This is a genomic window from Corynebacterium sp. H127, from assembly GCF_037482665.1.
Classification (GTDB): Bacteria; Actinomycetota; Actinomycetes; order Mycobacteriales; family Mycobacteriaceae; genus Corynebacterium.
This window is the reverse complement of the sequence record NZ_JBBHKY010000001.1, coordinates 154805-178291: the sequence shown is the minus strand read 5'-3', so window position 1 is coordinate 178291 and position 23487 is coordinate 154805. Positions and strand designations below refer to the sequence as shown.

Below are 23487 nucleotides of genomic sequence, written 5' to 3'. Positions count from 1 at the left end.
TGCTGAGTTTCGCCGATACCCGTTTTTCCAACCGTCGTCGCGCCCTCGCCGCCAAACTTGCAGGCCAACGCATCGACTCCATGTTGGTAACCCACCTGACCCATGTACGCTTCCTGTCCAATTTCTCAGGTTCTAACGCGGCGCTGCTCGTCAACAAGGATTTGTCCGCACGCATCTGCACCGACGGCCGTTATACCCTGCAGATCGCCGCGGAGGTTCCGGACCTTGAGGCGCTCATCGAGCGTAATAGTGCGAAGGTGCTGTTGTCTGAGGTACAGGGGCCACGTCGCGTAGGTTTCGAAGCGGACTATGTGTCCGTCGCCGAGCTAGAGCGGCTCAAAGAAGCAGCAGGCGAGGATGTTGTGCTCGTTCCTGTTACCGGGGTGATCGAAGAACTGCGCTTGGTCAAGGACGAACTTTCCTTGGACCGGCTGCGGGAAGTTGCTGCCCTAGCCACCGCGAGCTTGGAAAAGCTGCTGGAAGGTGAGCTGCGTGGTCGTAGCGAGCGGGACATTGCCGCAGAGTTGGAGTATCTGATGCGCGCCGCCGGGGCCGAGCGTCCCAGCTTTGACACCATCGTGGCCTCCGGTAGCAATAGCGCAAAGCCGCATCACGGTGCTGAGGACCGCGTCATCCAGGACGGTGACTTTCTCACCATTGACTTCGGCGCGCACGACCGCGGATTCAATTCCGACATGACCCGTACCTTCGTAGTGGGCGAGCCGGACGCTGAAATGCGCAAGATCTATCAGACGGTGCTCGCCGCACAGGAGGCAGGAATTGCGGCCGCGACGCCGGGTACGGAATTGGTGGACGTCGATAAAGCCTGCCGAGAGGTGATCGCTGCGGCCGGCTACGGCGCGTACTTTGTGCATTCGACGGGCCATGGGGTGGGCCTTGATGTCCATGAGGCGCCTTATGCCGCGCAGAGTGGAGAAGGAGTGCTGGAGGCGGGGATGACGCTGACCATCGAACCGGGAATTTATGTACCGGGGCTGGGTGGTGTCCGCATCGAAGACACGCTCATCATTAGCTCCGGCGCGCCAGAGATTATCACCGTGATGTCTAAAGAACTCACTGTGTTGTAGAATGTTCGGGTTAATACCTATAGAGGGAGAAATTCGTGGCGACTACCGCTGACTTTAAGAACGGCCTTGTGCTCAAGATGGAAGGCAAGCTGAACCAGATCATCGAGTTCCAGCACGTCAAGCCAGGCAAGGGCCCAGCCTTCGTGCGCACTAAGCTCAAGGACGTGGTCTCCGGCAAGATCATCGACAAGACCTTCAACGCCGGCGTTAAAGTAGAGACCGCAAACGTTGACCGCCGTGACATGACCTACCTGTACTTCGACGGCTCTTCCTACGTCCTGATGGACTCCAAGACCTACGATCAGATTGAGCTTGCTCCACACCTCATGGGTGAAGGCGCAAAGTTCTTGCTCGAGAACATGATCGTCCAGGTGTCCTTCCACGAGGGCGAAGCACTGTTCGCTGAGCTTCCGATTTCCGTGGACCTGAAGATCGAACACACCGATCCAGGCCTGCAGGGCGACCGCTCCACTGGTGGCACCAAGCCGGCTACCCTCGAAACCGGCGCTGAGATCCAGGTGCCGCTGTTCCTCGAGACCGGCAACGTGGTCAAGGTTGACACTCGTGACGGTTCTTACCTCTCCCGCGTCAACAACTAATGAGCGATTACAAGCGTCACGGCGCGCGCTACAAGGCGCGTCGCCGCGCAGTTGACATCCTGTTCGAGGCGGAAGCCCGCGACGTGGATCCCGTGGCCATCGTCGACGATCGCGTCGAGCTAGCCCGTTTGCCGGAACCACCGGTTGCGCCAGTTGCTAGCTACACGCGTCAGATCGTTGTTGGCGTAGCGGAAGAACTCGACCGGATCGATTCCGCCATCGCCCGCTTCCTCGCCGAGGATTGGACGCTCGAACGCATCCCAGCCGTCGACCGCGCGATTCTGCGCATGTCCACCTGGGAATTGCTCTTTAACCCGGACGTGCCCCGCAAGACCGCCGTGGTGGAAGGCATTGAGCTTGCCGCCGAGTACTCCACTGATGTCGCGCCACCGTACATCAACGCTGTGCTTGACGACGTCCTCAGCCACGCCACGGAGTTGACTGCCGAAGCCACAGCTCCGGTAGCAGACTCTGGGCAACCAGAAGACTAAGTTAGTCTGCTTTCCATGATGACCCCGCTACGGCGGGGTTTTCGCGTTCTGGGGGAACCCCTTTTGCCGAACTTTCCTGGTAATAGCTTTCCGAATATTTCGATATCCAGGGAACCTCGGCAAAAGGGGTTCGGGGGTTGCGATGATTCCGGTAACCTCGTGACATGAGTAAGTTCACGGTAGAAGAAGCCCGCGCCCTCCGCGCCACCGACATCAGCATTGAACCAGGGAGTACCCCGGGGTTCAAGGGGGACAAAAAGGACGTCGAGAAGCAGACTGCGGCGATCGAGTCAGAACTGCGCGAACTGCAGGAGAAGCTATACGCGAACGCTCGGGCGGGGAACAACCCCGGTAGTGTTCTGATCGTTCTGCAGGGAATGGATACCTCCGGCAAGGGCGGCGTGGTCAAGCATGTGCTCGATCCGCTCGATCCACAGGGCGTCCACATTGCCGGCTTTGGCAAGCCCACCGCGGAGGAGCTGGCGCATGACTTCCTGTGGCGCATCGAAAAGGAGCTGCCAGCCCAGGGAAAGGTGGGAATTTTCGATCGTTCACACTACGAGGATGTCCTCGTGCATCGCGTGCACGAACTCTCGAGCCCCGAGGAAATCGAACGCCGCTACGGCGCGATCAACGACTTCGAAGAAGCACTGATCAAGCAGGGCACTCGCATCATCAAAGTGTTCCTTCACATCTCCCCAGAGTTCCAAAAAGAGAACCTGATTGAGCGCCTGGAAAACCCAGCGAAGTACTGGAAGTATAACCCGGGTGACGTTGATGAGCGTGGCCACTGGCAGGAATACCAGGAGGCATATCGCATCGCTTTTGAGCGCACCAGCACTGAGCTTGCCCCGTGGTACGTGGTGCCGAGCGACAATAAACCATATGCCCGTATGGTGGTGCGCTTCTTGCTACTGGGTGCGCTGCGAGACATGAACCTCGAATGGCCTGCAGCGAACTTCGATATTGCGACAGAAAAGGCTAGGGTTGCAGCGTCCTAATCGCCGCAAATATGTGATCGATGGCCTGGCTGAGCAAGGTCTTCAGCTGGGCGTCGGCTAGCCCGGCCGCGGTGGGGAAGGTGTGCTCGATACGGACCATGTCCGCTACTACCGCCGCGGAGACCAGCAAACCACTGGCGTTGATCTCATTGCAACGCAAGAGACTCACGGCACCGGGCAGATCTGCGCGAACGATCGCTTGGGACGGCATGAGCGCAAACTGGAATAGTTGGCCGTTGAGATTAGCTGCCCACAACCCCGGTGTTTTTGTGGGAGCGAGCTGGACATTGAGGTTGGTCATTGTCTCGAGCAAGCGGGGCAGTGTCACGTCATTCATGGCTCTCCCAAGTAACTAGTGCGGGGAATTTCTGGGCGAACCACTGGCAGGCGGCAGCAATTGCGCTGATGGAGCTGGCAAGAAAATAGCTCAGCTGCTCCTCATCTAAGTCGAGGAGAGAAATCCCGCGTTTGAACTGGACGCGTACCCCGTCCTCCTCAGCCAGGAACACGATCGGGGCGGGATGCCCGGCGTTCCACTCATTTGCTGCCTCCAACAGTGCGCTAGCCTCCGCCGGTGTGGCCTGTGCGCGCCATTGCGCACTGACTAAGAGTATCTCCCGGACATACACGGCGATTGCGACGTCATCGAAGCCGCTTAGTACTGCGTCCTGTTCCGGATCCGGGATGTATCCCAAACCTTCAGCGGTGAAGAATGCCGCGACGCGCTCGAGGGTGACGCTAGTGCTCATCAGCGAGCCTTTCTCCGCCTAGCTCGTGACGCAGGCAGTGTTCCAGTGTCGGATAGGAGAGGTGTTCCAACGAGGATGCCACCTGTTGGTCAGCGAGTGCCAGTTCCATGGCGCCTTCGTTGCCCAGGAGTAGTTTCGGGCCGATGCTCGGCATGCTCAGCAGCTTCGGGCGCTTTAAGGCCGTCGCCAGCTGCGCTGTGAACTCAGCATTAGTTACTGGCTGGGGAGATACCGCATTGATTGCGCCTGTGCAGGTGGGATCCAATACTGCGGCGGCGTAGGCGTAAACCAAGTCCTCAATACTGATCCAGGACATCCACTGGTTGCCGTCGCCGAGTCGACCCCCAAGTCCCGCGGAAAACAGTGCTTTGAACACAGGTAACAGGCCGCCGCGACCCGAAAGTACGAGTCCGGTGCGCATGAGCACAGTTCTCTTTGTGCAGCTTGCTGCGGCGGCCTCCCAGTCGGTGCATAGCTGCGCAAGAAAGCCTTCCCCGGGCGGGTCCGTGATGTCAACCGGGCCGTCTGCGCCACAGCTGGGACCGTAAATGCCGATGGCTGAAGCGGAAACGAAGGTATTCACGCTGGGAGTAGCTGAGGCAAGCTGGGCTAGTTTTTCAGTCGGTTCAATACGGGACGTGCGCAGGTTCTGCTTATGAGAGTCGCTAAACCGGCCTCCGATCGCTTCGCCGGCAAGATGGACCACTGCGGTAGCACCCGTCAAGAGATCCGGCGCAGGGGAGGGCGGATCCCACAGGCGTTGGCCCTCCTTTGCCCCGGAGCGAACCAATTGGATTACCTCGATCCCCATGGTGGTCAAGAAGGCGGTGAGGGCTCGGCCCACGAGGCCACGGGATCCCGTCATCGCTACGCGGACGGGGGCGTCGCCGAGAGAGCGCAGGCGCGCGCCCGCAGTGAGGTCGGCGAGGAGCTGGTGCTGGCGATAGGCGAAGGCAGCGCGCAGCGTAGCGGCAGGCACTCGTGTTTCGACACGGTCGCACAGCGTCATTCCGCCGTCCGCATCAGCAAAAATATGTTCGTGCCGCCAATGAGCGAACTTGCGGATTGGGGCTGAAACGCACTCATCAACAAATTGCCGTTCGCGGCGGTAGGAACTTACCTCGTGGCGGGCGACCCATTTCAAGCCAGCCGGGAAGGCGAAAACTGTGGTGCCATCGGCCAAACTAGCGGCCTGGCGGATCGGCGTCATGGGTAAAAACGGGGGAGTCAAACGGGCAATGGCACCCGATCGGGTGTGCCACTGCCACACCTCACTGCGGTCAAAGGGCACGAACTGCGTGGTGGTGAAGCTCATCTTTCATGCCTTTCGAAGGAATGGTAGTGGAGCTCGGATAGTGGTGCTACCATGAGCCTTGTCCTTTAAGCATAGAGACATCCTTTAATGGTCCGCACAGAGAGGCGGGGAAGGAGGTCACGATGAGCGACAACGATGGAACTGAACTGCTGTCTGCAGCAGATGTCAGCCGAATCGTCGCGCGAATCGCGCACCAGATTATTGAGAAAACAGCCCTGGACGCGCCAGGGAGCCCACGAGTGATCCTGCTCGGAATTCCTTCAGGCGGAGTGCCGCTAGCACAGCGCCTGGCCACAAAGATCGAAGAGTTTTCCGGCGTCCGCGTTGCCACCGGATCCTTAGACATCACCTTGTATCGTGATGACTTGCGATCGACACCGCATCGCGCATTACTACCCACGTTCATGCCGGAAGACGGCATCGACGAAGCCACCGTCATCTTGGTCGACGATGTATTGTTTTCCGGCCGTACCATTCGCGCGGCGTTGGACGCGCTGCGCGATGAAGGCCGCCCGGCCATGATCCAACTCGCGGTCCTGGTGGATCGCGGACACCGGCAGCTACCAATCCGCGCCGACTATGTGGGCAAGAACTTGCCCACGGCGAAGGGCGAGGACGTCACTGTGTGGCTGCAGGAAATCGACGGCCGCGACGCGGTCACCATTACGCGAGAAAGCTAAGGCATGAAGCACCTCCTGAGCATTTCCGATCTCAGCAACGAGGAGATCATTGGCCTGCTGGATGAGGCCGACAAATTCCGGGAAGCACTCGAAGGGCGTGAGGTGAAGAAGCTGCCGACGCTCCGCGGGCGCACCATCTTCACCATGTTCTACGAAAATTCCACCCGCACCCGCTCCTCTTTCGAGACTGCTGGCAAGTGGATGAGCGCCGACGTTATCAACGTCTCCGCCGCCAGTTCCTCCGTGAAGAAGGGGGAATCCCTCAAAGACACCGCGTCCACCCTTGCGGCGATAGGCGCGGATGCCATCATCATGCGTCATCCTGCCTCTGGCGCAGCGCAGCAGGTTGCGCAGTGGCTCTGCCCGGAGGGGACGCAAGGGCCGTCGATAATCAATGCCGGTGACGGCGCGCACCAGCACCCGACGCAGGCGCTACTCGACGCCGTGACAATGCGGCAGCGACTGGGGCGTATTACCGGCCTCAAAGTGGTCATCGTGGGTGACTGCCTGCATTCGCGAGTAGTCCGCTCCAACGTGGATCTGCACGCCGCCCTCGGAAACGAAGTGGTCCTGATCGCCCCGCCAACGCTGCTCCCAACCGGGGTAGAGACCTGGCCGGTGCGCTTCGGCTATGACATGGACGAGGAAATCAAAGACGCGGACGTTGTGATGATGCTGCGTGTGCAACAGGAACGCATGCACGGCGGCTTCTTCCCCTCCCACCGCGAGTACGCGACGCTCTACGGCATGTCCAAGGCGCGCGCAGCAAGCATGCCGAAGCACGCAATCGTGATGCACCCTGGGCCGATGCTGCGTGGCATGGAAATGAACTACCACGTTGCAGATGCCCCGCAAACCGCGGTGCTCCAACAGGTATCCAACGGTGTCCACGTGCGGATGGCCGTACTGTTCACCACCCTCATCGGTACGGAAGGCTAACCCGCAATGACGAACACAAATTTTCCAGCCACCGGCCAACTTGCCCCCATCACCGATAAGACACTCCTGCTGCGCAACGTGCGCCCTTACGGTGAGGGCGAGCCAGTAGACGTGTTCATCGAGGGTGGCGATATTGCCGAGATCGGTGCCCACCTGGACTGCGCGGCTGACCGCACTATCGACGGCCACGGCCAGGTGCTGCTGCCCGGGCTGGTGGATATCCATGTGCACCTGCGGGAACCAGGCCGCGAAGACACCGAAACTTTAGCGTCCGGCTCCGCGGCTGCAGCGAAGGGCGGTTTTACCGCAGTATTCACCATGGCCAACACCATGCCGGTAATGGATCAACCAACCATCGCTGAGTCCGTCTGGCTGAAATCCCAGGCCATCGGGCTGTGCGACGTGCATCCCATCGGATCCATCACCAAGGGGCTCGCAGGTAAGGAACTCACCGAATACGGCATGATGGCTCGTAGCGTGGCTAAAGTGCGCATGTTCTCGGACGACGGCAAGTGCGTGGATAACCCCTTGATCATGCGTCGTGCGATTGAGTACGCCAAGGGCCAGGACGTTCTGCTGGCACAACACTGCGAGGACATTCGCCTCACGGACGGCGCGCCAGCCCACGAGGGCGAAGTTGCGGCCCGCCTGGGGTTGCGCGGCTGGCCCCGCGCCGCCGAAGAATCCGTGGTCGCCCGGGATGCGCTGCTTACCCGCGACTACGGCACGCGGATGCACATTTGTCACCTCTCCACCACGGGCTCTGTGGAGCTAGTCAAATGGGCAAAAGCGCAGGGGATCCCCATCACCGCCGAAGTGACCCCGCACCACCTGACGTTGACCGATGCGCGCCTGGAGACCTATGACGGTGTCAACCGAGTGAACCCGCCGCTGCGCGAGCAACACGACACCGAGGCACTGCAAGCAGCGCTGCTCGACGGCACCATCGATTGCGTTGCCACGGACCACGCTCCGCATGGCTCGGAAGAAAAGTGTGTTGAGTTCGAGCACGCTCGCCCCGGAATGCTGGGGCTGGAAACCTCGCTTGCTATTATTGCGGACACCTTCGTCCGTACCGGACAAGCCGACTGGCGCTGGGTAGCCAAGGTCATGTCAGAGCGTCCGGCAGAGATCGTTCGGCTGCCCGGGCATGGCCGCCCAATCGCCGTCGGAGAGCCGGCCAACCTTACCCTCGTTGATCCGGATACCTCCTGGATTGCTCGTGGTGCGGACATGGATTCCAAATGCGAGAACACTCCTTATGAGGGTATGGAGTTTCATACCAGGGTCACCACGACGATACTTCGAGGTCACGTCACCTGTGACGAGGGTGCCACCACGCTACCGCGCGCACTCGGCTAACTAGCAGACTTACACTTAGCAACACACTCACACTTTGGTTTCCCCAAACCACGAAAGGCGAAAAAGTGCACAACGCATCCGCAACGGACGTTCCTGCAATCTTGGTGCTTGCCGACGGCCGTACTTTCCGCGGCACCGGCTTCGGTGCAACCGGCACCACTCTCGGCGAGGCAGTGTTTACCACGGCGATGACCGGTTACCAGGAATCCATGACGGATCCATCGTTTCATCGCCAAATTGTGGTCGCCGCCGCCCCACAGATCGGCAACACCGGCTGGAACGATGAAGACAACGAGTCTCATGACAACCAGATCTGGGTCGCCGGCCTGGTAATTCGCGACTTGGCCCATCAGGTGTCCAATTGGCGCGCGAAGCGATCCCTGCCGGAGGAGATGCTGAAGCAGGGCACGATCGGCATTGCTGGCGTAGACACGCGCGCACTGGTGCGGCACCTACGAAACCATGGCTCCCTCCCGGCCGGCATCTTCAGCGGTGATGACGCGTTGCGGCCGGAGACTGAACTGCTGGCGATCGTGCAGTCCCAACCCTCGATGGCTGGTGCTGATTTAGCAGCTGAGGTGTCCACCAAAGAGCCATATGTACTAGAACCCGACGGGGAGACCGCGTTTACCGTCGTCGCGTATGACATGGGTATTAAGTCCCAGACTCCGCGTAACTTTGCTGCGCGCGGCATTCGCACCGTCGTTGTCCCGGCGAACACCCCATTCGAGGACATCAAGCAATACAACCCGGATGGCGTGTTCATCTCCAATGGCCCGGGCGACCCGGCTACTGCGGACAGCATGGTTGCTATCGTCTCCGAGATCATCAAAGCAGACCTGCCGCTGTTCGGTATCTGCTTCGGCAATCAGATCTTGGGTCGTGCGCTCGGATTGCGCACCTTCAAGATGAAGTTTGGCCACCGGGGTGTGAATATTCCGGTGCTTGATCACCTGACTAACAAGATCTATATCACCTCCCAAAACCACGGTTTCGCGCTGGAGGGGGAGGCAGGTCAGGAGTTTGAGTCGCCTTTCGGCCCGGCCCACGTCACGCACACCTGCCTGAACGACGGCACCGTTGAAGGCGTCGCGCTCAAGAGCGGCCGCGCATTCTCCGTCCAGTACCACCCAGAATCAGCCGCTGGCCCGCACGATGCCAACCCGCTGTTTGACCAGTTCCTTGAGCTCCTGGGCTCTAAGTAAACCGATAGACCACGAAAGGTAAACCATGCCAAAGCGCACTGATATTAAGCACGTCCTGGTCATCGGTTCCGGCCCGATCGTCATCGGCCAGGCCTGTGAATTCGACTACTCCGGTACCCAAGCTTGCCGCGTCCTGAAGGCGGAGGGCCTGCGGGTAACACTGATCAACTCCAACCCGGCCACCATCATGACGGACCCGGAATTCGCCGACCACACCTACGTCGAGCCAATTCAGCCGGAGTACATCGAGAAGATCTTTGAGAAGGAAATCGAGCAGGGCCATCCCATCGATGCCGTGTTGGCGACCCTGGGTGGTCAAACTGCGTTGAACGCCGCGATCCAACTGGACCGCCGCGGATCGCTGGAGAAGTACAACGCAGAACTCATCGGCGCCGACATCCCGGCAATTCAACGTGGTGAGGACCGCCAGATGTTCAAGGACATCGTGGCCAAAATCGGCGGCGAGTCCGCGCGCTCCCGCGTCTGCCACAACATGGATGAAGTACACGAGGCTGTCGCAGAGCTCGGACTGCCAGTGGTGGTACGTCCATCCTTCACCATGGGCGGGCTGGGTTCCGGTCTTGCGTACAACGACGAAGACTTGGAGCGCATTGCCGGTGGCGGGTTGTCAGCCTCCCCGGAAGCCAACGTCCTCATCGAGGAATCTATCCTCGGTTGGAAGGAATTCGAGCTCGAGCTGATGCGCGATGGCAGCGACAACGTGGTTGTGGTCTGTTCCATCGAGAACGTTGATGCGCTTGGTGTTCACACCGGCGACTCGGTCACCGTAGCACCGTCGATGACGCTGACCGACCGCGAGTTCCAGCTGATGCGTGACCAGGGCATTGCCATCATCCGGGAAGTGGGTGTGGACACTGGCGGCTGCAACATCCAGTTCGCCATCAACCCGAATGATGGTCGCATCATCACCATCGAGATGAACCCGCGCGTGTCTCGTTCCTCCGCGCTGGCATCGAAGGCCACTGGCTTCCCAATCGCAAAGATCGCAGCGAAGCTGGCCATCGGCTACACGCTGGACGAGATCACCAATGACATCACCGGCGTCACGCCAGCGGCTTTTGAGCCGACCCTAGACTATGTCGTCGTTAAAGCACCACGCTTTGCCTTCGAGAAGTTCGTCGGCGCCGATGACACCCTCACCACCACGATGAAGTCCGTGGGCGAGGCCATGTCGCTGGGGCGCAACTACATCGCCGCCCTGGGCAAGGTCATGCGTTCCCTAGAGAACAAGCAGGCCGGCTTCTGGACCGTTTCCGACGAAAGCTTCGCCGGTGAGCGCGCCACTGACGTTGCTGCCATCCTGGAGGACCTCAAGCGTCCGACCGAAGGCCGACTTTACGATGCTGAACTGGCACTCCGTCTCGGCGCAAGCATCGACGAGGTATACCAGGCCTCGGGGATCGACCCATGGTTCCTCGGCGAGCTGAAGGCATTGGTTGACTTTCGCCAACAGCTTATCGACGCCCCCGTGCTCGACGAGCAGCTGATGCGGCGGGCCAAGTTCCTTGGCCTGTCCGACCGTCAAATTGCGGCGTTACGCCCCGAGTTCGCCGGTGAGGACGGCATTCGCCGCTTGCGCTGGTCGTTGGGAATTCGGCCGGTGTACAAGACAGTGGACACCTGCGCCGCCGAGTTCGAGGCGAAGACCCCGTACCACTACTCGGCCTATGAGATGGACCCGGCAGCTGAGTCTGAGGTTGCGCCACAGACGGAGAAGGAAAAGGTCATCATCTTGGGTTCCGGCCCGAACCGCATTGGCCAGGGCATCGAGTTCGATTACTCCTGTGTGCACGCAGCGCTGGAGCTCTCCCGCGTCGGATACGAGACCGTCATGGTCAACTGCAACCCAGAGACCGTCTCCACCGACTACGACACCGCGGACCGACTCTACTTCGAGCCACTGACTTTTGAAGACGTCATGGAGGTCTACCACGCAGAATGCCAGTCCGGCACTGTGGCGGGCGTCATTGTGCAGCTGGGCGGACAGACCCCGCTCGGGTTGGCTGAAAAGCTCCGTGACGCTGGGGTTCCGGTCGTCGGCACTAGCCCGGAGTCCATCAACCTAGCCGAGGATCGTGGCGAGTTCGGCGAAGTACTGCGCAAGGCCTGCTTGCCTGCTCCTGCGTTTGGCACCGCTACTTCCTTCGAACAAGCTCGTGACGTGGCTGACGAGATTGGCTACCCAGTGCTCGTCCGTCCTTCCTACGTGTTGGGTGGCCGCGGTATGGAGATCGTCTACGACGAAGCCTCGCTGCAGGACTACATTCTGCGTGCCACCGAGATCACCTCGGACCACCCGGTCCTCGTGGACCGCTTCCTGGATAATGCGATCGAGATTGACGTTGACGCACTGTGCGATGGGGAAGAGGTCTACCTTGCTGGCGTGATGGAGCACATCGAGGAAGCCGGTATTCACTCCGGTGACTCGGCCTGCGCCTTGCCTCCGATGACGCTTGGTATCGAGGACATCAACAAGGTGCGGGAATCCACTAAGGCGCTCGCGCACGGCATCGGTGTGAAGGGCCTAATGAACGTGCAGTTCGCCCTCAAGGACGACATCCTCTACGTCATCGAGGCGAATCCGCGCGCCTCGCGCACCGTACCGTTCGTGTCCAAAGCGACCGGCGTGCCACTAGCTAAGGCAGCCTCCCGGATCTCTCTGGGGGCAACGCTTGCCGAACTACGCGCCGAAGGCATGATTCCAAGCGATCATGACGGTGGTTCTTTGCCACTGGACGCACCCATCGCTGTCAAGGAAGCTGTGCTGCCATTCAATCGTTTCCGCCGCCCAGACGGTACGATGCTTGACTCTCTGCTCAGCCCTGAGATGAAATCCACCGGCGAAGTCATGGGCCTGGCTGATAACTTCGGTGCGGCCTACAACAAGGCCGAGGCTGCAGCTTTCGGCGAGCTGCCCACCGAGGGCACTGTCTTTGTTTCGGTAGCTAACCGCGATAAGCGCACCTTGATCTTCCCGATTCAGCGCCTGGCGTCTTTGGGCTTCCAGATCCTGGCTACCTCCGGTACCGCCGGGATGTTGCGTCGCAATGGCGTGCCATGTGAGACCGTCCTGAAGCAGGGTGAGGCGCGGGAGAACCCGGGTGCTAAGTCCATCGTGGACAAGATCAACTCGGGTGAGATCAATCTCATCCTGAACACCCCGGCAGGCTCCGCTGGTGCCCGTCACGATGGCTATGACATTCGTGCGGCCGCGGTCAACGCGGGCGTGCCACTGGTCACCACCGTTCAGGGGGTCACTGCCGCAGTGCAGGGAATTGAGGCGCTGCGCGCTGGTGAACTTGGTGTGCGCGCCTTGCAAGAACTCGATCATTCGGTAGGCGGAAAATAGTATGCAACGAACCTTTGGTAGCAGACTATTGGAGGTAGCTGCCCAGCGTGGCCGCCTCTGCGTGGGAATTGATCCGCACCCTTCACTCTTGGATTCCTGGCAACTTCCGGTATCCGCCGAAGGGGTGGCCCGGTTTTCCCGGATCTGTGTGGAGGCCTTCGGAGACACCGTGACCATGGTGAAGCCACAGATCGCGTTCTACGAGGCCTACGGCGCCAAGGGGTATGAGATCCTTGAGGACACCATCGCTGGGCTGCGCGAAAAGGGCACGCTGGTGCTTGCCGACGCCAAACGTGGCGATATCGGGTCCACGATGGCCGCCTATGCGATGGCCTGGCTGCACCCGGAATCTGCCTTGGTCTGCGACGCAGTGACCGTATCGCCTTACCTGGGCGTGGGCGCGCTGCAACCCGCTTTCGAGCTGGCAAACTCGCATGGAAAGGGCGTGTATGTCCTTGCAGCGACCTCGAACCCGGAGGGCAAGCAGGTTCAGGACAACCGGAATGCAGCTGGATTAACGCTGTCGCAACAGATCGTCGATGAAGTAGGCGCGATCAATGCGCTGCACTGTGGCCGCAGCAACCCGGGAAATGTAGGCGTCGTTGTCGGTGCAACGCTGGCGAAGGCCCCCGACCTGTCTCGTCTAGGTGGCTCTGTGCTCATGCCGGGCGTAGGCGTGCAGGGTGGTGGCCCAGAGGACGTGGCGCGCCTGGCGCGCGGCGTGGAGGCCATGGCGATCCCAAATATCTCGCGTGCGGTACTCAAAGCTGGGCCGGATGTGGAGAAGTTGCGTGCGGCTGCGCTGCGCGCCGCCAGGGATTTTCCTGCCATAACGAACTAACAAACCGATAGTTGACCTGGGAAAATCCCGGGTCTATTTTCTTATGTTGGCGCTTAACGACATGCAGTTATTCCCGTGTCACCACGGGTTTTGCCCAAGTAGTGCTAGACTGATCGAAGCTAATCTGAAAACTGGCAATAACACTATCTTTGCCGTGGTTTTCAGTGGCAAGAAAACCGCACCATCCTGGTGCCCAGAAACTGTAAATTTATTTGAATCGGAGGAACCCGTGGCCCTTCCAAAGTTGACTGACGAGCAGCGTAAAGAAGCCCTCGCCAAGGCCGCTGAGGCCCGCAAGGCACGTGCTGAGCTGAAAGAAAAGCTCAAGCGCGGTGGTACCAACCTGAAGGAAGTTCTTGACCAGGCTCAGGACAACGAGATCATTGGCAAGACCAAGGTTTCCGCACTGCTCGAGGCTATGCCAAAGGTAGGCAAGGTCAAGGCTAAGGAGATCATGGAAGAGCTCGAGATCGCTCAGACCCGCCGTCTGCGTGGCCTGGGTGACCGTCAGCGCCGTGCACTGCTTGAGCGTTTCGGCTTCTCCGAGGACGATTAATCCACATGACCGGCGATAACACTCGGGGCAACCTGGTAGTACTTGCAGGTCCCTCCGCCGTCGGAAAGTCGACGGTTGTTCATCGCCTTCGTGACGAAGTTCCCGGTCTGTACTTTTCCGTATCCATGACGACTCGTGCGCCACGGCCCGGAGAAGTACATGGGGTGGACTACTTCTATGTCTCCCCAGCAGAGTTTCAGACACACATCGACCGTGGTGAAATGCTCGAATGGGCAGATATTCACGGCGGTTTGCAGCGCTCCGGTACCCCAGCGGGTCCCGTGCTCGAGGCTCTCGAGGCGGGGCGTCCCGTGCTCGTAGAGGTAGACCTTGCAGGTGCGCGCAACGTGGTGCAGGCACTGCCCGAGACTCAGACTGTGTTCCTCGCGCCTCCTTCTTGGGAAGTGCTGGTGGAACGCTTGACGGGTCGGGGAACTGAAGCTGAAGACGTTATCGCTCGTCGCCTTGAAACGGCCCGGCTTGAGCTCGCATCTCAAGAAGAATTCGATCACGTTGTGGTTAATGACAACGTGGACGAGGCCGTGGCAGCGATAAGCAACATTTTGCTAGGAAGTCCCAGCTAACAGCAGGATTAGCGAAATGAGATGCGGGCTGACTAAGATAGAAGCCCGCATTATTTATACCCATATCTTTCAACCTTTGAAAAGGTGTTTGTGACCCAAGTGAGCAACGAAAACGCCACCACTGCTGCAGTATTTGACCAGCCAGTGGGTATTACGGATCCACCGATCGACGAGCTGCTGGATAAGGTTTCTTCCAAGTACGCTCTGGTGATTTTCGCCGCCAAGCGCGCTCGCCAGATCAATAGCTACTACCAGCAGGCGGACGAAGGAGTCTTTGAATTCGTCGGCCCACTGGTTACTCCAGAACCACAGGAGAAGCCGCTGTCCATCGCGCTGCGAGAAATTAACCGTGGCATGTTGGACCACGAAGAAGGCTAAAGCCTAAGAGGCGCCCGAAAGGGCGCCTTTCGTGTTTCTAGAGCCGGTAGGCTAGTGGTCGTGTCTAAACAGATGAAGATCGTTGTTGGAGTAGCCGGCGGTATCGCCGCGTACAAGGCCTGTGTGCTCGTGCGCCTTTTTAAGGAAGCGGGCCACGATGTCACCGTGGTGCCCACCCCTGCAGCGCTGAATTTTGTCGGCGCGGCCACGTTCGAGGCACTGTCGGGCAACCGCGTCTCGACAACCGTGTTCGATGCCGTCTCGGAAGTGCAGCATGTCCGTGTAGGCCAGGAAGCGGACCTTGTTGTCATTGCCCCGGCGACCGCTGATCTCATGGCACGTTTGGCTGCTGGTCGTGCCGACGATCTGCTCACCGCCACCTGCTTAGTGGCTACCTGTCCGGTGGTGATCGCCCCAGCAATGCACACCGAGATGTGGTGCAATCCCGCCACCGTTCATAACGTCGAAGTGCTGCGCTCTCGTGGCATCACTGTCTTAGACCCAGCGCACGGGCGACTGACAGGTAAGGATTCCGGTCCGGGGCGGCTGCCAGCGCCAGAGCAAATAGCCAATCTCGCACTGACCGTGTCCGCACGGGGTCCGCTGCAGCGCGACCTAGCCGGGCGCTCGGTGTTAATCACCGCCGGTGGTACCCAGGAGAACCTGGATCCGGTGCGCTTTTTGGGCAATCGATCTTCTGGTCGCCAAGGGTTCGCTTTGGCCGAGATCGCGGCGCAACGCGGGGCAGCTGTCACAGTCATTGCGGGGCATACGGAACAGTTGCATACTCCGCTTGGGGTGGACGTAGTGCGGGTGGTGTCGGCGCGGGAGATGGCTGCTGCCGTCGAGAAGCGTGCTGCTACGTCGGACATCATGATCATGGCGGCGGCGGTGGCGGACTTCCGGCCGGCCGCGGAGGCGGATGCGAAGATGAAGAAGGGGCAGGATGATGATGCCCTTATGCGACTTGAACTCGTGGAAAACCCAGATATTTTGGCGAGCACTGTGCGTCGGCGCACGGCCGGGGAGCTGGGGGAGAGCGTGATCGTCGGTTTCGCCGCGGAGACGGGCTCGGCTGATCATGAGCCACTGGAGTTGGCCCAGGCAAAGCTGCTTCGCAAGGGCTGCGACTTGCTGATGTGCAATCAGGTCGGACTCGGCAAAGTGTTCGGTCAGCTGGACAATGCAGGATGGTTGTTGGCACCCGCGAAGGACCCGGTCGAAGTGCCGAATGGGACGAAGTTCGAGGTCGCTGACGCAATCATCGATGAGATAGTGAAAATTTTGCCTTCTTAGACAGCTTGGTCTACTGTGGGGTGCAGTTGATTACACTACTCTTGAAAGAAGCACCTTGACTAACGCACATTCGGCAGTCCGGCTGTTCACCAGTGAATCTGTCACCGAAGGCCACCCGGACAAGATCTGCGATGCCATCTCGGACACGATCCTGGACGCACTACTCAGCGTCGACCCACAAGCTCGCGTTGCAGTGGAAACCGTTGTCACCACGGGCCTGGTTCACATTGTGGGCGAGGTACGCACCTCCGGCTATGTAGAGATCCCGACGCTAGTGCGCACCAAACTTCGCGAAATCGGTTTCACTAGCTCGGAAGTCGGCTTCGACGGCACCACCTGCGGTGTCACCGTAGCCATTGGTGAGCAGTCCCAAGAAATTGGCGCTGGCGTGGATAACTCTCAGGAGGCCCGCAATGGCGGCGACGACATCGAAGACGATGACCGTGCCGGTGCCGGCGACCAAGGCTTGATGTTCGGCTACGCCACTGATGAGACCCCGGAATACATGCCGCTGCCGATCGCGCTGGCGCACCGCCTAGCGCGTCGATTGACGCAGGTTCGTAAAACGGGCATCGTGCCAAAGCTGCGTCCGGACGGAAAGACTCAGGTCACCTTCGCTTATGACCAAGATGACCAGCCGAGGCATTTGGATACCGTCGTCATTTCCACGCAGCATGACCCAGATTGCACCCAAGAGTGGTTGCGGGAGCAGCTCCAGGAACACGTGGTGGACTGGGTCATTGCGGATGCAGGCCTAGCAGACTATGTTTCCGATGACCTGAACTTGCTGGTCAACCCTTCGGGCTCTTTCATTACCGGTGGTCCGATGGGCGATGCGGGATTGACAGGCCGCAAGATCATCGTGGATACCTACGGAGGCATGGCGCGCCATGGTGGCGGTGCCTTTTCCGGCAAGGACCCGAGCAAGGTGGATCGTTCGGCAGCCTACGCGATGCGTTGGGTGGCTAAGAACATCGTTGCAGCAGGGCTCGCCAAGCGCGCAGAAGTCCAGGTGGCCTATGCTATCGGCCGTGCCAAGCCAGTCGGACTGTATGTGGAGACCTTCGGCACCGCATGTGCAGGCCTTAGTGATGAGAACATTCAGGCAGCCGTCACCGAGGTATTCGACCTGCGCCCGGCCGCCATCATCCGTGAGCTAGATCTGTTGCGTCCGATCTATGCGCAGACCGCCGCCTATGGACACTTTGGTCGCACCGACCTCGACCTACCGTGGGAGCAGACGAACCGCGTCGAGCAACTCCGCACCGCCGCTGGCATCTAATGTAAAATCCATGGCTATGCCCAAGACCCGCACCGCAGCCGCGCACTTGCCTGTGGCGCGGGTTTTGCCGTTATTGGGGCTTGCCCATCTAGATCGCACCTTCGACTACCGGGTGGACACCGAGCTGGATGAAGTTGCGCGCCCCGGTGTCCGACTGCGGATCCGCTTCGCGGGCAGGCTTGTCGACGCCATCTTGCTCGAAAGACTCGCAGAGTCCGATCATGAGGGACAACTGGCTTGGTTGGAGCGCGTCATCTCCCCGGACATTGTCTACCCGCCACAGACGGCAGCACTCGTAGAGGCGTTGTGTGCGCGCTATGCCGGCACGCGTTCCGATGTCATCCGCTCGGCGATACCTGCCCGCCACACGGGCGCAGAAAGCGCAGATACGACCGCGCCCTGGCCGGAACTTGGTGCGACGCAGGAACCTGACATGTCCGATTGGGCCAGCTACGTCCATGGGCCTTCCTTTGTCGATGCAGTGCTCGCCGGAGCGACGGCACGCGCAGCCTGGCAGGTGTGCCCGGGGATACCGTGGGAGCGCTCCTTAGCCGCACTGGCGGCAAAGACTGCTATCGACGGCGGTGGGGTACTCATTGTTCTTCCTGATCAACGTGATGTCGACAGGCTTGAGCAGGCCCTCCGTGAGCATGTTAGTGCCAAGCAGATTACGGTATTGACTGCGGCGCTGGGCCCGCAGGCCCGCTATCGCAGATTTTTAGCAATTCTGCATGGTCAGGCCCGCATCGTCATTGGCACCCGGAGTGCTGCCTTTGCCCCGGTGCAGAATCTACGGCTGGCGGCGCTGATGTTCGATCACGATGAGAACTTGGTTGATCCCCGTGCTCCCTATCCGCACGCCCGAGAGGTGTTGACTACGCAGAGTCAGCTATCGGCCTGCGCGCTGTTGTTGGGCGGATATTCCCGCAGTGCCGAAACCCAACTGCTGGTGGAAACCGGGTGGGCACACGACGTAGTCGCAGCGCGGGATACGGCACGCAGGCATATGCCGCGCATCCGTGCGGTGGGAGATAGCGATGCGGAACTCGAGCGCGACCCTAGAGCTAGGTCTTCCCGTATCCCGCGGATCGGCTACGAGGCGGTACGTGCCGCCCTGGAGCGCGGGTTGCCGGCGCTCGTGCAAACTCCGCGGAAGGGGTATATGCCCACGCTGAGCTGCGGCACTTGTCGAGCCCCAGCGCGCTGCCGGCACTGCAACGGCCCGATCGGCGTACCAACAGCAACGGGCGATTCGCCAGGGGTGATCACCTGCCGCTGGTGCGGCCGCCCCGAACTGAGATTTCGCTGCGGCAACTGCGGTTCTGGGAAAATTCGTGCAGTAGTGCTTGGCAATGAGCGGACTGCGGAAGAGCTAGGTCGCGCATTCTCCGGAGTCAAAGTGTTGGCCTCCGGGGGCTCCCGAATTCTGGAAGAAGTACCCGCGGGGCCTGCCATTGTCGTCGCTACGCCCGGCGCGGAGCCGCCCGTCCCAGGTGGCTATGGGGCGGCCTTGTTGCTGGATCCCTGGGCGCTGTTGGGGCGGGAAGATTTGCGTGCCAATGAAGATGCCTTGGCAAAGTGGCTGGGTGCTGCGGCACTGGTGCAGTCACACACCAAGGGCGGGGAAGTCGTCGTGGTTGCCGATAGCGCTTTACAGGTTGTTCAGGCCTTGGTGCGTTGGGACCCAGTGTGGGCTGCCCGTGGAGAGCTCTATCAGCGCAAGGAGGTTTCGCTGCCGCCGACGGTCCATATGGCAGTGGTGGACGGCCCTACTCGTTCGGTGGAGGCCTATCTTGAACTGCTGGAGTTGCCGGACGCGGCGGAGGTCCTCGGACCGGTCGATCTTCCGGTAGGAGTCACGCTGCCGGGTACCTACGATGAGGACACTTTTGGCCCGCCACAGCGTTATCTCGTGCGGGTACCGCTCGGGCCCCGCAACGAGTTAGGTGAGGCCTTGCGGGCCGGGCTGGTGGCGCGTGCAGCGCTGAAGGATCAGACTCCGTTGCGGGTGCAGGTTGACCCGATCAATATCGGTTAGCCGGGGTGGCTGCCTGCGCGGGTTAAGATGAATCGGACAACCAAAGGCTCATGACAAGGAGATGGCTACCCCCAATGACAATCCGTGACATCCGCATGTTCGGTGACCCGGTGCTGCGCACGCAGGCCGATGAGGTCACCGTGTTCGACGATTCTCTCGCTACACTCATCGAGGACATGCTCGAGACCATGGATCATTACCAGGGCGTCGGCTTGGCCGCGAACCAAATCGGGGTTACTCGACGAGTGTTTGTCTACGACTGTTCCCACGAGACGCCAGGGGCGCGGGGACATGTGGTCAATCCAGTATGGGAGCCGATTGGCGAGGAGATGCAGCTTGGGATTGAGGGCTGCCTGTCCATCCCGGACATCTCTAAGGATACGGAGCGCTATGAGCGCGTTGCAGTTAGTGGCGTGGATAAGCATGGGGAAGCGGTGAGCTTTGAGGCCGAGGGCCTGCTGGCCCGATGCGTGCAGCACGAAACGGATCACCTGGATGGGGTGCTGTTTCTCAAGCGACTGACCCCAGAGCTGCGTAAAGAAGCAATGGCTGAAATCCGAAACTCCGAGTGGTTTAAGTAGGAACATATGCGTCTGATTTTTGCTGGCACACCAGAACCCGCGGTCGCGGCCCTACGGAAGCTGCTTGCTTCCGAGCATGAGGTAGTGGCGGTTCTGACCCGACCGGATGCGAAGAAGGGGCGGGGACGCACGCTTCATCCCTCTCCAGTGGCAGAACTTGCTGCTGAGCACGGCATCGAGGTGCTCAAACCGACCTCGTTGAAGGCTGATACTGCGGATGGACAAGCAATCCGTACCCGTTTGCATGAGTTGCAACCCGATTGCATTCCCGTGGTGGCCTACGGCAACTTGGTGACCAAGGATCTGCTTGATATCGCCCCGCACGGCTGGGTGAACTTGCACTTCTCCCTGCTGCCGGCCTGGCGTGGCGCAGCTCCGGTCCAGGCAGCCATTCAAGCCGGTGACGATGTCACCGGTGCCTCGACCTTCCGTATCGAGGAAGGCCTGGATACCGGGCCAGTCTTCGGCACAGTCACTGAGGCCATTAAACCGAGCGATACTTCTGAGGACCTGCTCACCCGGCTTTCCGACGTCGGTGGTGACCTGCTCGTGGCGACCATGGATGGGTTAGCGGCCGGCCAGCTCTCCGCCGTCCCACAGGCCGGTGAAGCGAGCTACGCCGCAAAGATCACCAAGGACGATGCCCAGATCGATTGGCACACCCCAGATTTTGCTATCGATCGAATGATCCGCGCATTTACGCCCGCACCCGGCCCGTGGACCGCCCTGGAAGGGCAGCGCTACAAGGTGGGGACAGTCCTGCGCACCGAGGAAGACACGCTCCGGCCAGGGCAGCTACAGGTGTCCAAGACTGAGGTACGCGTAGGTACCGGAACGAATGACCTGGTTATTGAGGCAATCCAGCCGCCAGGAAAGAAGATGATGCGCGCGGCCGATTGGGCACGCGGTGCACAGCTAGGTGAGGATACGGTGTTTACGCATGAGTCTTAATAATCCCGGGGGTTTCCGAGCCCGCACAAAGCAAGGTGGCCAGCCTCAGCCTGCAAGTGCAAAATCCACGCAGTCGAAGTCGAACAAGTCTCAGCAGCGCCCTAAGTCCCGGGCTACGGGAACCACACGGCAGCGTAACAAGGACGATTTGGTGTCGCGGCTTGTTGCTGCCGGCGTCGATAAGCCCCGCGCTGTGGCCTTCCAGGTGCTCCGGGCGGTGCGTGCCGACGAAGCCTACGCCAACCTGTTGTTGCCTAAGGCCTTGCGGGGGCAGCAGCTTTCGGGGCGCGATGCTGCTTTTGCCACCGAACTTACCTACGGCAGCCTGCGCGTTCAAGGGGTGCTTGACACGGTAATCGACGCCGCCAGCTCCCGGCCACTCCGCGAAATCGAGCCGGAGATCGCGGATGCGCTGCGTCTCGGCGCATACCAGGTGTTGTACACCAGGGTTGAGCCGCATGCTGCGGTAGATACGACCGTCCGCATGGTCGAAGGTACCGGCCATGAGCGCGCCAAAGGCTTTGCCAACGCGATCCTGCGTGGCATCACCCGCAAAACTCCGGAGCAGTGGCTGGCGGACCTCACCCCCAGTGATCCGACCGCGGCACTTGCGTTTCGTACCGCGCACCCGCAGTGGATTGTGGAGAGCTTTGCCAAGATGCTTAGCGAAGGAGAGCTCGAATCAGCCTTGGTCGGAGACTCCGAGCGTCCCGTCGTGCACTTGGTGGCGCGCCCGGGCGAGATTTCCGCAGAGGAGCTTGCCCTGATGTCGGGCGGAACCGAGGGAAAATACTCTCCCTATGCCGTGTATTTGGACGGCGGGGACCCGAGCCAGGTAGAAGCGGTGCGCCAAGGGCTGGCGGGCGTCCAAGACGAGGGCAGTCAGATCATTGCGCGCGCACTCGCGGAGGCGCCCGTGATCGGCCCAGATCAGGGCCGCTGGCTCGACCTCTGTGCCGGGCCGGGCGGTAAGGCCGCGCTGATTGGGGCGCTGGCCCGCATTGACGGTGCCCAGGTGGACGCTGTGGAAGTCGCACCGCATCGCGCCCGCCTGATAGAGAACATCGTCCGGGAACTACCGGTCAAGGTTCACGTCGCGGACGGCCGTGACCCGGGTTTGAGCCCGGGCTATGACCGCGTGCTTGTCGACGCCCCCTGCTCCGGTCTTGGCGCTTTGCGCCGACGCCCGGAAGCACGCTGGCGGAAGAAGCCAGGCGATATCGCTGAGTTGAGCACCCTCCAATTCGAATTGCTCAGCTCGGCCATTAACCTCGTTCGGCCAGGCGGCGTGGTCGTGTACTCCACATGCTCGCCGGACATTCGGGAGACGCGTGAGGTGGTGGAGCGGGCAACTGCTGAACTAGGGGTAGTGGAGCTGGATGCTCACGAGCTTGCCTGTGGCATGACGGATGCGGGATTTGAGAAGTCGGTGCAGATGTGGCCCCACCGTCATGGGACGGATGCGATGTTTTTCGCCATCTTGCAGCGCCCAAGCTAGATATGATGGAGAACATGCCTGTAGATAACTTCGTTCGCCCCATCATCGCTCCCTCCATCCTGGCGGCGGATTTCTCCGCCCTTGGTGAGCAGCTCCGCGCCACCGACAACGCGGATTGGATCCACGTGGATGTGATGGATGGGCATTTCGTGCCGAATCTCTCCTTCGGCGCGGACGTCACCAAGGCAGTACACCGCTGCACCGATAAGCCACTTGATGTGCACCTGATGATTGAGAATCCAGAGCAGTGGGTGGCGGACTACGTCGCCGCGGGAGCCTCCTGTGTGATCTTCCATGTAGAGGCCACTTCGGAGCCGGTTGCACTCGCGCGCCGACTGAAGGAGCTAGGGGTTCGGGCCGGTTTTTCCCTACGTCCGGGAACTCCCATCGAGGACTACTTCGACATCATCGCCGAGTTCGATCTTGTGCTGGTCATGAGCGTTGAACCCGGTTTTGGTGGCCAGAGCTTCATGCCGGAGCAACTGGATAAAGTCCGAGCGCTGCGGGAACTAATCGACGGCCAGGGCCTGAGCACCCTGATTGAAATCGACGGCGGCATCAACAAGGACACCATCGCCCAAGCTGCAGCAGCTGGCTGCGACGCTTTCGTCGCGGGATCTGCAGTATATGGCGCTGCCGATCCGGCTGCGGCCATCGAAGAACTGCGCGCACTGGCGTCATAG

The 23487-nt window shown here is 60.4% G+C and carries 23 protein-coding genes; 20 read left to right on the top strand and 3 right to left on the bottom strand.

The genetic code is table 11. The annotated features are described in order from the left end of the window. Positions 1–2 precede the first annotated feature (2 nt). The 4 genes from WG936_RS00830 (at position 3) to WG936_RS00815 (ending at position 3179) form a co-directional block, all read left to right on the top strand. Positions 3–1088: an aminopeptidase P family protein gene (locus WG936_RS00830; protein WP_339572023.1), complete on the top strand. Its 1086-nt coding sequence runs from the start codon at positions 3–5 to the stop codon at positions 1086–1088. 35 nt (positions 1089–1123) lie between these two features. Next, positions 1124–1687: an elongation factor P gene (gene efp, locus WG936_RS00825; protein ID WP_339563481.1), complete on the top strand. Its 564-nt coding sequence runs from the start codon at positions 1124–1126 to the stop codon at positions 1685–1687. After that, on the top strand, positions 1687–2178 hold the full coding sequence (nusB, locus tag WG936_RS00820; protein WP_339563482.1) for a transcription antitermination factor NusB: 492 nt from the start codon (positions 1687–1689) through the stop codon (positions 2176–2178). The genes efp and nusB overlap by 1 nt, the downstream gene beginning before the upstream one ends. Positions 2179–2342: 164 nt before the next feature. Beyond that, entirely contained in the window at positions 2343–3179 is an 837-nt protein-coding gene (locus tag WG936_RS00815) for a PPK2 family polyphosphate kinase (RefSeq protein ID WP_339571853.1), read from the top strand. Here the strand turns inward: WG936_RS00815 and WG936_RS00810 are convergent. The 3 genes from WG936_RS00810 to WG936_RS00800 are packed head-to-tail and all read right to left on the bottom strand — an operon-like array spanning position 3160 to position 5243. After that, the gene (locus tag WG936_RS00810; RefSeq protein ID WP_339571852.1) at positions 3160–3516 is read right to left on the bottom strand and encodes a YbjN domain-containing protein; all 357 of its coding nucleotides are present in this window, start codon (positions 3514–3516) and stop codon (positions 3160–3162) included. The genes WG936_RS00815 and WG936_RS00810 overlap by 20 nt on opposite strands. After that, positions 3509–3928, bottom strand: a complete 420-nt coding sequence (locus tag WG936_RS00805) for a YbjN domain-containing protein (RefSeq protein WP_339571851.1) — start codon at positions 3926–3928, stop codon at positions 3509–3511. Before WG936_RS00805 ends, WG936_RS00810 begins: the two co-directional genes overlap by 8 nt. Then, positions 3918–5243, bottom strand: coding sequence for a TIGR01777 family oxidoreductase (locus tag WG936_RS00800; RefSeq protein WP_339571850.1), 1326 nt, complete (start codon positions 5241–5243; stop codon positions 3918–3920). The genes WG936_RS00805 and WG936_RS00800 overlap by 11 nt, the downstream gene beginning before the upstream one ends. Before the next feature lie 122 nt (positions 5244–5365). On the opposite strand from WG936_RS00800, the gene pyrR reads away from it, so the two are divergent. From pyrR to rpe, 16 genes are all read left to right on the top strand, one after another. Continuing rightward, positions 5366–5923: a bifunctional pyr operon transcriptional regulator/uracil phosphoribosyltransferase PyrR gene (gene pyrR, locus WG936_RS00795; RefSeq protein ID WP_339571849.1), complete on the top strand. Its 558-nt coding sequence runs from the start codon at positions 5366–5368 to the stop codon at positions 5921–5923. 3 nt (positions 5924–5926) lie between these two features. Beyond that, complete coding sequence (locus WG936_RS00790) at positions 5927–6862, top strand: aspartate carbamoyltransferase catalytic subunit (RefSeq protein WP_339563488.1); 936 nt, start codon at positions 5927–5929, stop codon at positions 6860–6862. Positions 6863–6868: 6 nt separating this feature from the next. Next, entirely contained in the window at positions 6869–8224 is a 1356-nt protein-coding gene (locus tag WG936_RS00785) for a dihydroorotase (RefSeq protein WP_339571848.1), read from the top strand. Between the two features lie 65 nt (positions 8225–8289). Next, positions 8290–9429: a glutamine-hydrolyzing carbamoyl-phosphate synthase small subunit gene (gene carA / locus WG936_RS00780; protein ID WP_339563490.1), complete on the top strand. Its 1140-nt coding sequence runs from the start codon at positions 8290–8292 to the stop codon at positions 9427–9429. Between the two features lie 25 nt (positions 9430–9454). Further along, complete coding sequence (gene carB, locus WG936_RS00775) at positions 9455–12799, top strand: carbamoyl-phosphate synthase large subunit (protein ID WP_339571847.1); 3345 nt, start codon at positions 9455–9457, stop codon at positions 12797–12799. 1 nt (position 12800) lies between these two features. Further along, on the top strand, positions 12801–13640 hold the full coding sequence (gene pyrF / locus WG936_RS00770; protein ID WP_339571846.1) for an orotidine-5'-phosphate decarboxylase: 840 nt from the start codon (positions 12801–12803) through the stop codon (positions 13638–13640). Positions 13641–13869: 229 nt separating this feature from the next. Next, complete coding sequence (mihF, locus tag WG936_RS00765; RefSeq protein ID WP_339563493.1) at positions 13870–14196, top strand: integration host factor, actinobacterial type; 327 nt, start codon at positions 13870–13872, stop codon at positions 14194–14196. 5 nt (positions 14197–14201) lie between these two features. Next, complete coding sequence (gene gmk, locus WG936_RS00760; protein ID WP_339563494.1) at positions 14202–14780, top strand: guanylate kinase; 579 nt, start codon at positions 14202–14204, stop codon at positions 14778–14780. 90 nt (positions 14781–14870) lie between these two features. After that, positions 14871–15158, top strand: a complete 288-nt coding sequence (gene rpoZ / locus WG936_RS00755; RefSeq protein WP_339563495.1) for a DNA-directed RNA polymerase subunit omega — start codon at positions 14871–14873, stop codon at positions 15156–15158. Positions 15159–15230: 72 nt separating this feature from the next. Further along, positions 15231–16454: a bifunctional phosphopantothenoylcysteine decarboxylase/phosphopantothenate--cysteine ligase CoaBC gene (coaBC, locus tag WG936_RS00750; protein WP_339572022.1), complete on the top strand. Its 1224-nt coding sequence runs from the start codon at positions 15231–15233 to the stop codon at positions 16452–16454. A 55-nt stretch (positions 16455–16509) separates the two neighbouring features. Then, positions 16510–17736: a methionine adenosyltransferase gene (metK, locus tag WG936_RS00745; RefSeq protein WP_339563497.1), complete on the top strand. Its 1227-nt coding sequence runs from the start codon at positions 16510–16512 to the stop codon at positions 17734–17736. Positions 17737–17752: 16 nt separating this feature from the next. Continuing rightward, a complete protein-coding gene (locus tag WG936_RS00740; protein ID WP_339563498.1) occupies positions 17753–19774 on the top strand; it encodes a primosomal protein N' in 2022 nt (673 codons plus the stop codon). Between the two features lie 74 nt (positions 19775–19848). Beyond that, positions 19849–20355 (top strand): peptide deformylase, encoded by a 507-nt coding sequence (gene def, locus WG936_RS00735; protein ID WP_339563499.1) that lies wholly within the window; start codon positions 19849–19851, stop codon positions 20353–20355. A 6-nt stretch (positions 20356–20361) separates the two neighbouring features. Next, positions 20362–21306, top strand: coding sequence for a methionyl-tRNA formyltransferase (gene fmt / locus WG936_RS00730; RefSeq protein ID WP_339571845.1), 945 nt, complete (start codon positions 20362–20364; stop codon positions 21304–21306). Beyond that, positions 21296–22804: an RsmB/NOP family class I SAM-dependent RNA methyltransferase gene (locus WG936_RS00725; RefSeq protein WP_339571844.1), complete on the top strand. Its 1509-nt coding sequence runs from the start codon at positions 21296–21298 to the stop codon at positions 22802–22804. The genes fmt and WG936_RS00725 overlap by 11 nt, the downstream gene beginning before the upstream one ends. A gap of 14 nt (positions 22805–22818) precedes the next feature. After that, positions 22819–23487, top strand: coding sequence for a ribulose-phosphate 3-epimerase (rpe, locus tag WG936_RS00720; protein ID WP_339571843.1), 669 nt, complete (start codon positions 22819–22821; stop codon positions 23485–23487).

Excerpts from the sequence above, each read along its gene's own strand:
- WG936_RS00805 (WP_339571851.1), bottom strand. The coding sequence starts at position 3,928 with ATGAGCACTAGCGTCACCCTCGAGCGCGTCGCGGCATTCTTCACCGCT.
- coaBC (WP_339572022.1), top strand. The coding sequence starts at position 15,231 with ATGAAGATCGTTGTTGGAGTAGCCGGCGGTATCGCCGCGTACAAGGCC.
- rpe (WP_339571843.1), top strand. The coding sequence starts at position 22,819 with ATGCCTGTAGATAACTTCGTTCGCCCCATCATCGCTCCCTCCATCCTG.
- WG936_RS00725 (WP_339571844.1), top strand. The coding sequence starts at position 21,296 with ATGAGTCTTAATAATCCCGGGGGTTTCCGAGCCCGCACAAAGCAAGGT.
- WG936_RS00810 (WP_339571852.1), bottom strand. The coding sequence starts at position 3,516 with ATGAATGACGTGACACTGCCCCGCTTGCTCGAGACAATGACCAACCTC.
- WG936_RS00740 (WP_339563498.1), top strand. The coding sequence starts at position 17,753 with ATGCCCAAGACCCGCACCGCAGCCGCGCACTTGCCTGTGGCGCGGGTT.
- gmk (WP_339563494.1), top strand. The coding sequence starts at position 14,202 with ATGACCGGCGATAACACTCGGGGCAACCTGGTAGTACTTGCAGGTCCC.
- carB (WP_339571847.1), top strand. The coding sequence starts at position 9,455 with ATGCCAAAGCGCACTGATATTAAGCACGTCCTGGTCATCGGTTCCGGC.
- WG936_RS00800 (WP_339571850.1), bottom strand. The coding sequence starts at position 5,243 with ATGAGCTTCACCACCACGCAGTTCGTGCCCTTTGACCGCAGTGAGGTG.
- pyrF (WP_339571846.1), top strand. The coding sequence starts at position 12,801 with ATGCAACGAACCTTTGGTAGCAGACTATTGGAGGTAGCTGCCCAGCGT.
- fmt (WP_339571845.1), top strand. The coding sequence starts at position 20,362 with ATGCGTCTGATTTTTGCTGGCACACCAGAACCCGCGGTCGCGGCCCTA.
- WG936_RS00790 (WP_339563488.1), top strand. The coding sequence starts at position 5,927 with ATGAAGCACCTCCTGAGCATTTCCGATCTCAGCAACGAGGAGATCATT.
- pyrR (WP_339571849.1), top strand. The coding sequence starts at position 5,366 with ATGAGCGACAACGATGGAACTGAACTGCTGTCTGCAGCAGATGTCAGC.
- WG936_RS00785 (WP_339571848.1), top strand. The coding sequence starts at position 6,869 with ATGACGAACACAAATTTTCCAGCCACCGGCCAACTTGCCCCCATCACC.
- WG936_RS00815 (WP_339571853.1), top strand. The coding sequence starts at position 2,343 with ATGAGTAAGTTCACGGTAGAAGAAGCCCGCGCCCTCCGCGCCACCGAC.
- nusB (WP_339563482.1), top strand. The coding sequence starts at position 1,687 with ATGAGCGATTACAAGCGTCACGGCGCGCGCTACAAGGCGCGTCGCCGC.
- def (WP_339563499.1), top strand. The coding sequence starts at position 19,849 with ATGACAATCCGTGACATCCGCATGTTCGGTGACCCGGTGCTGCGCACG.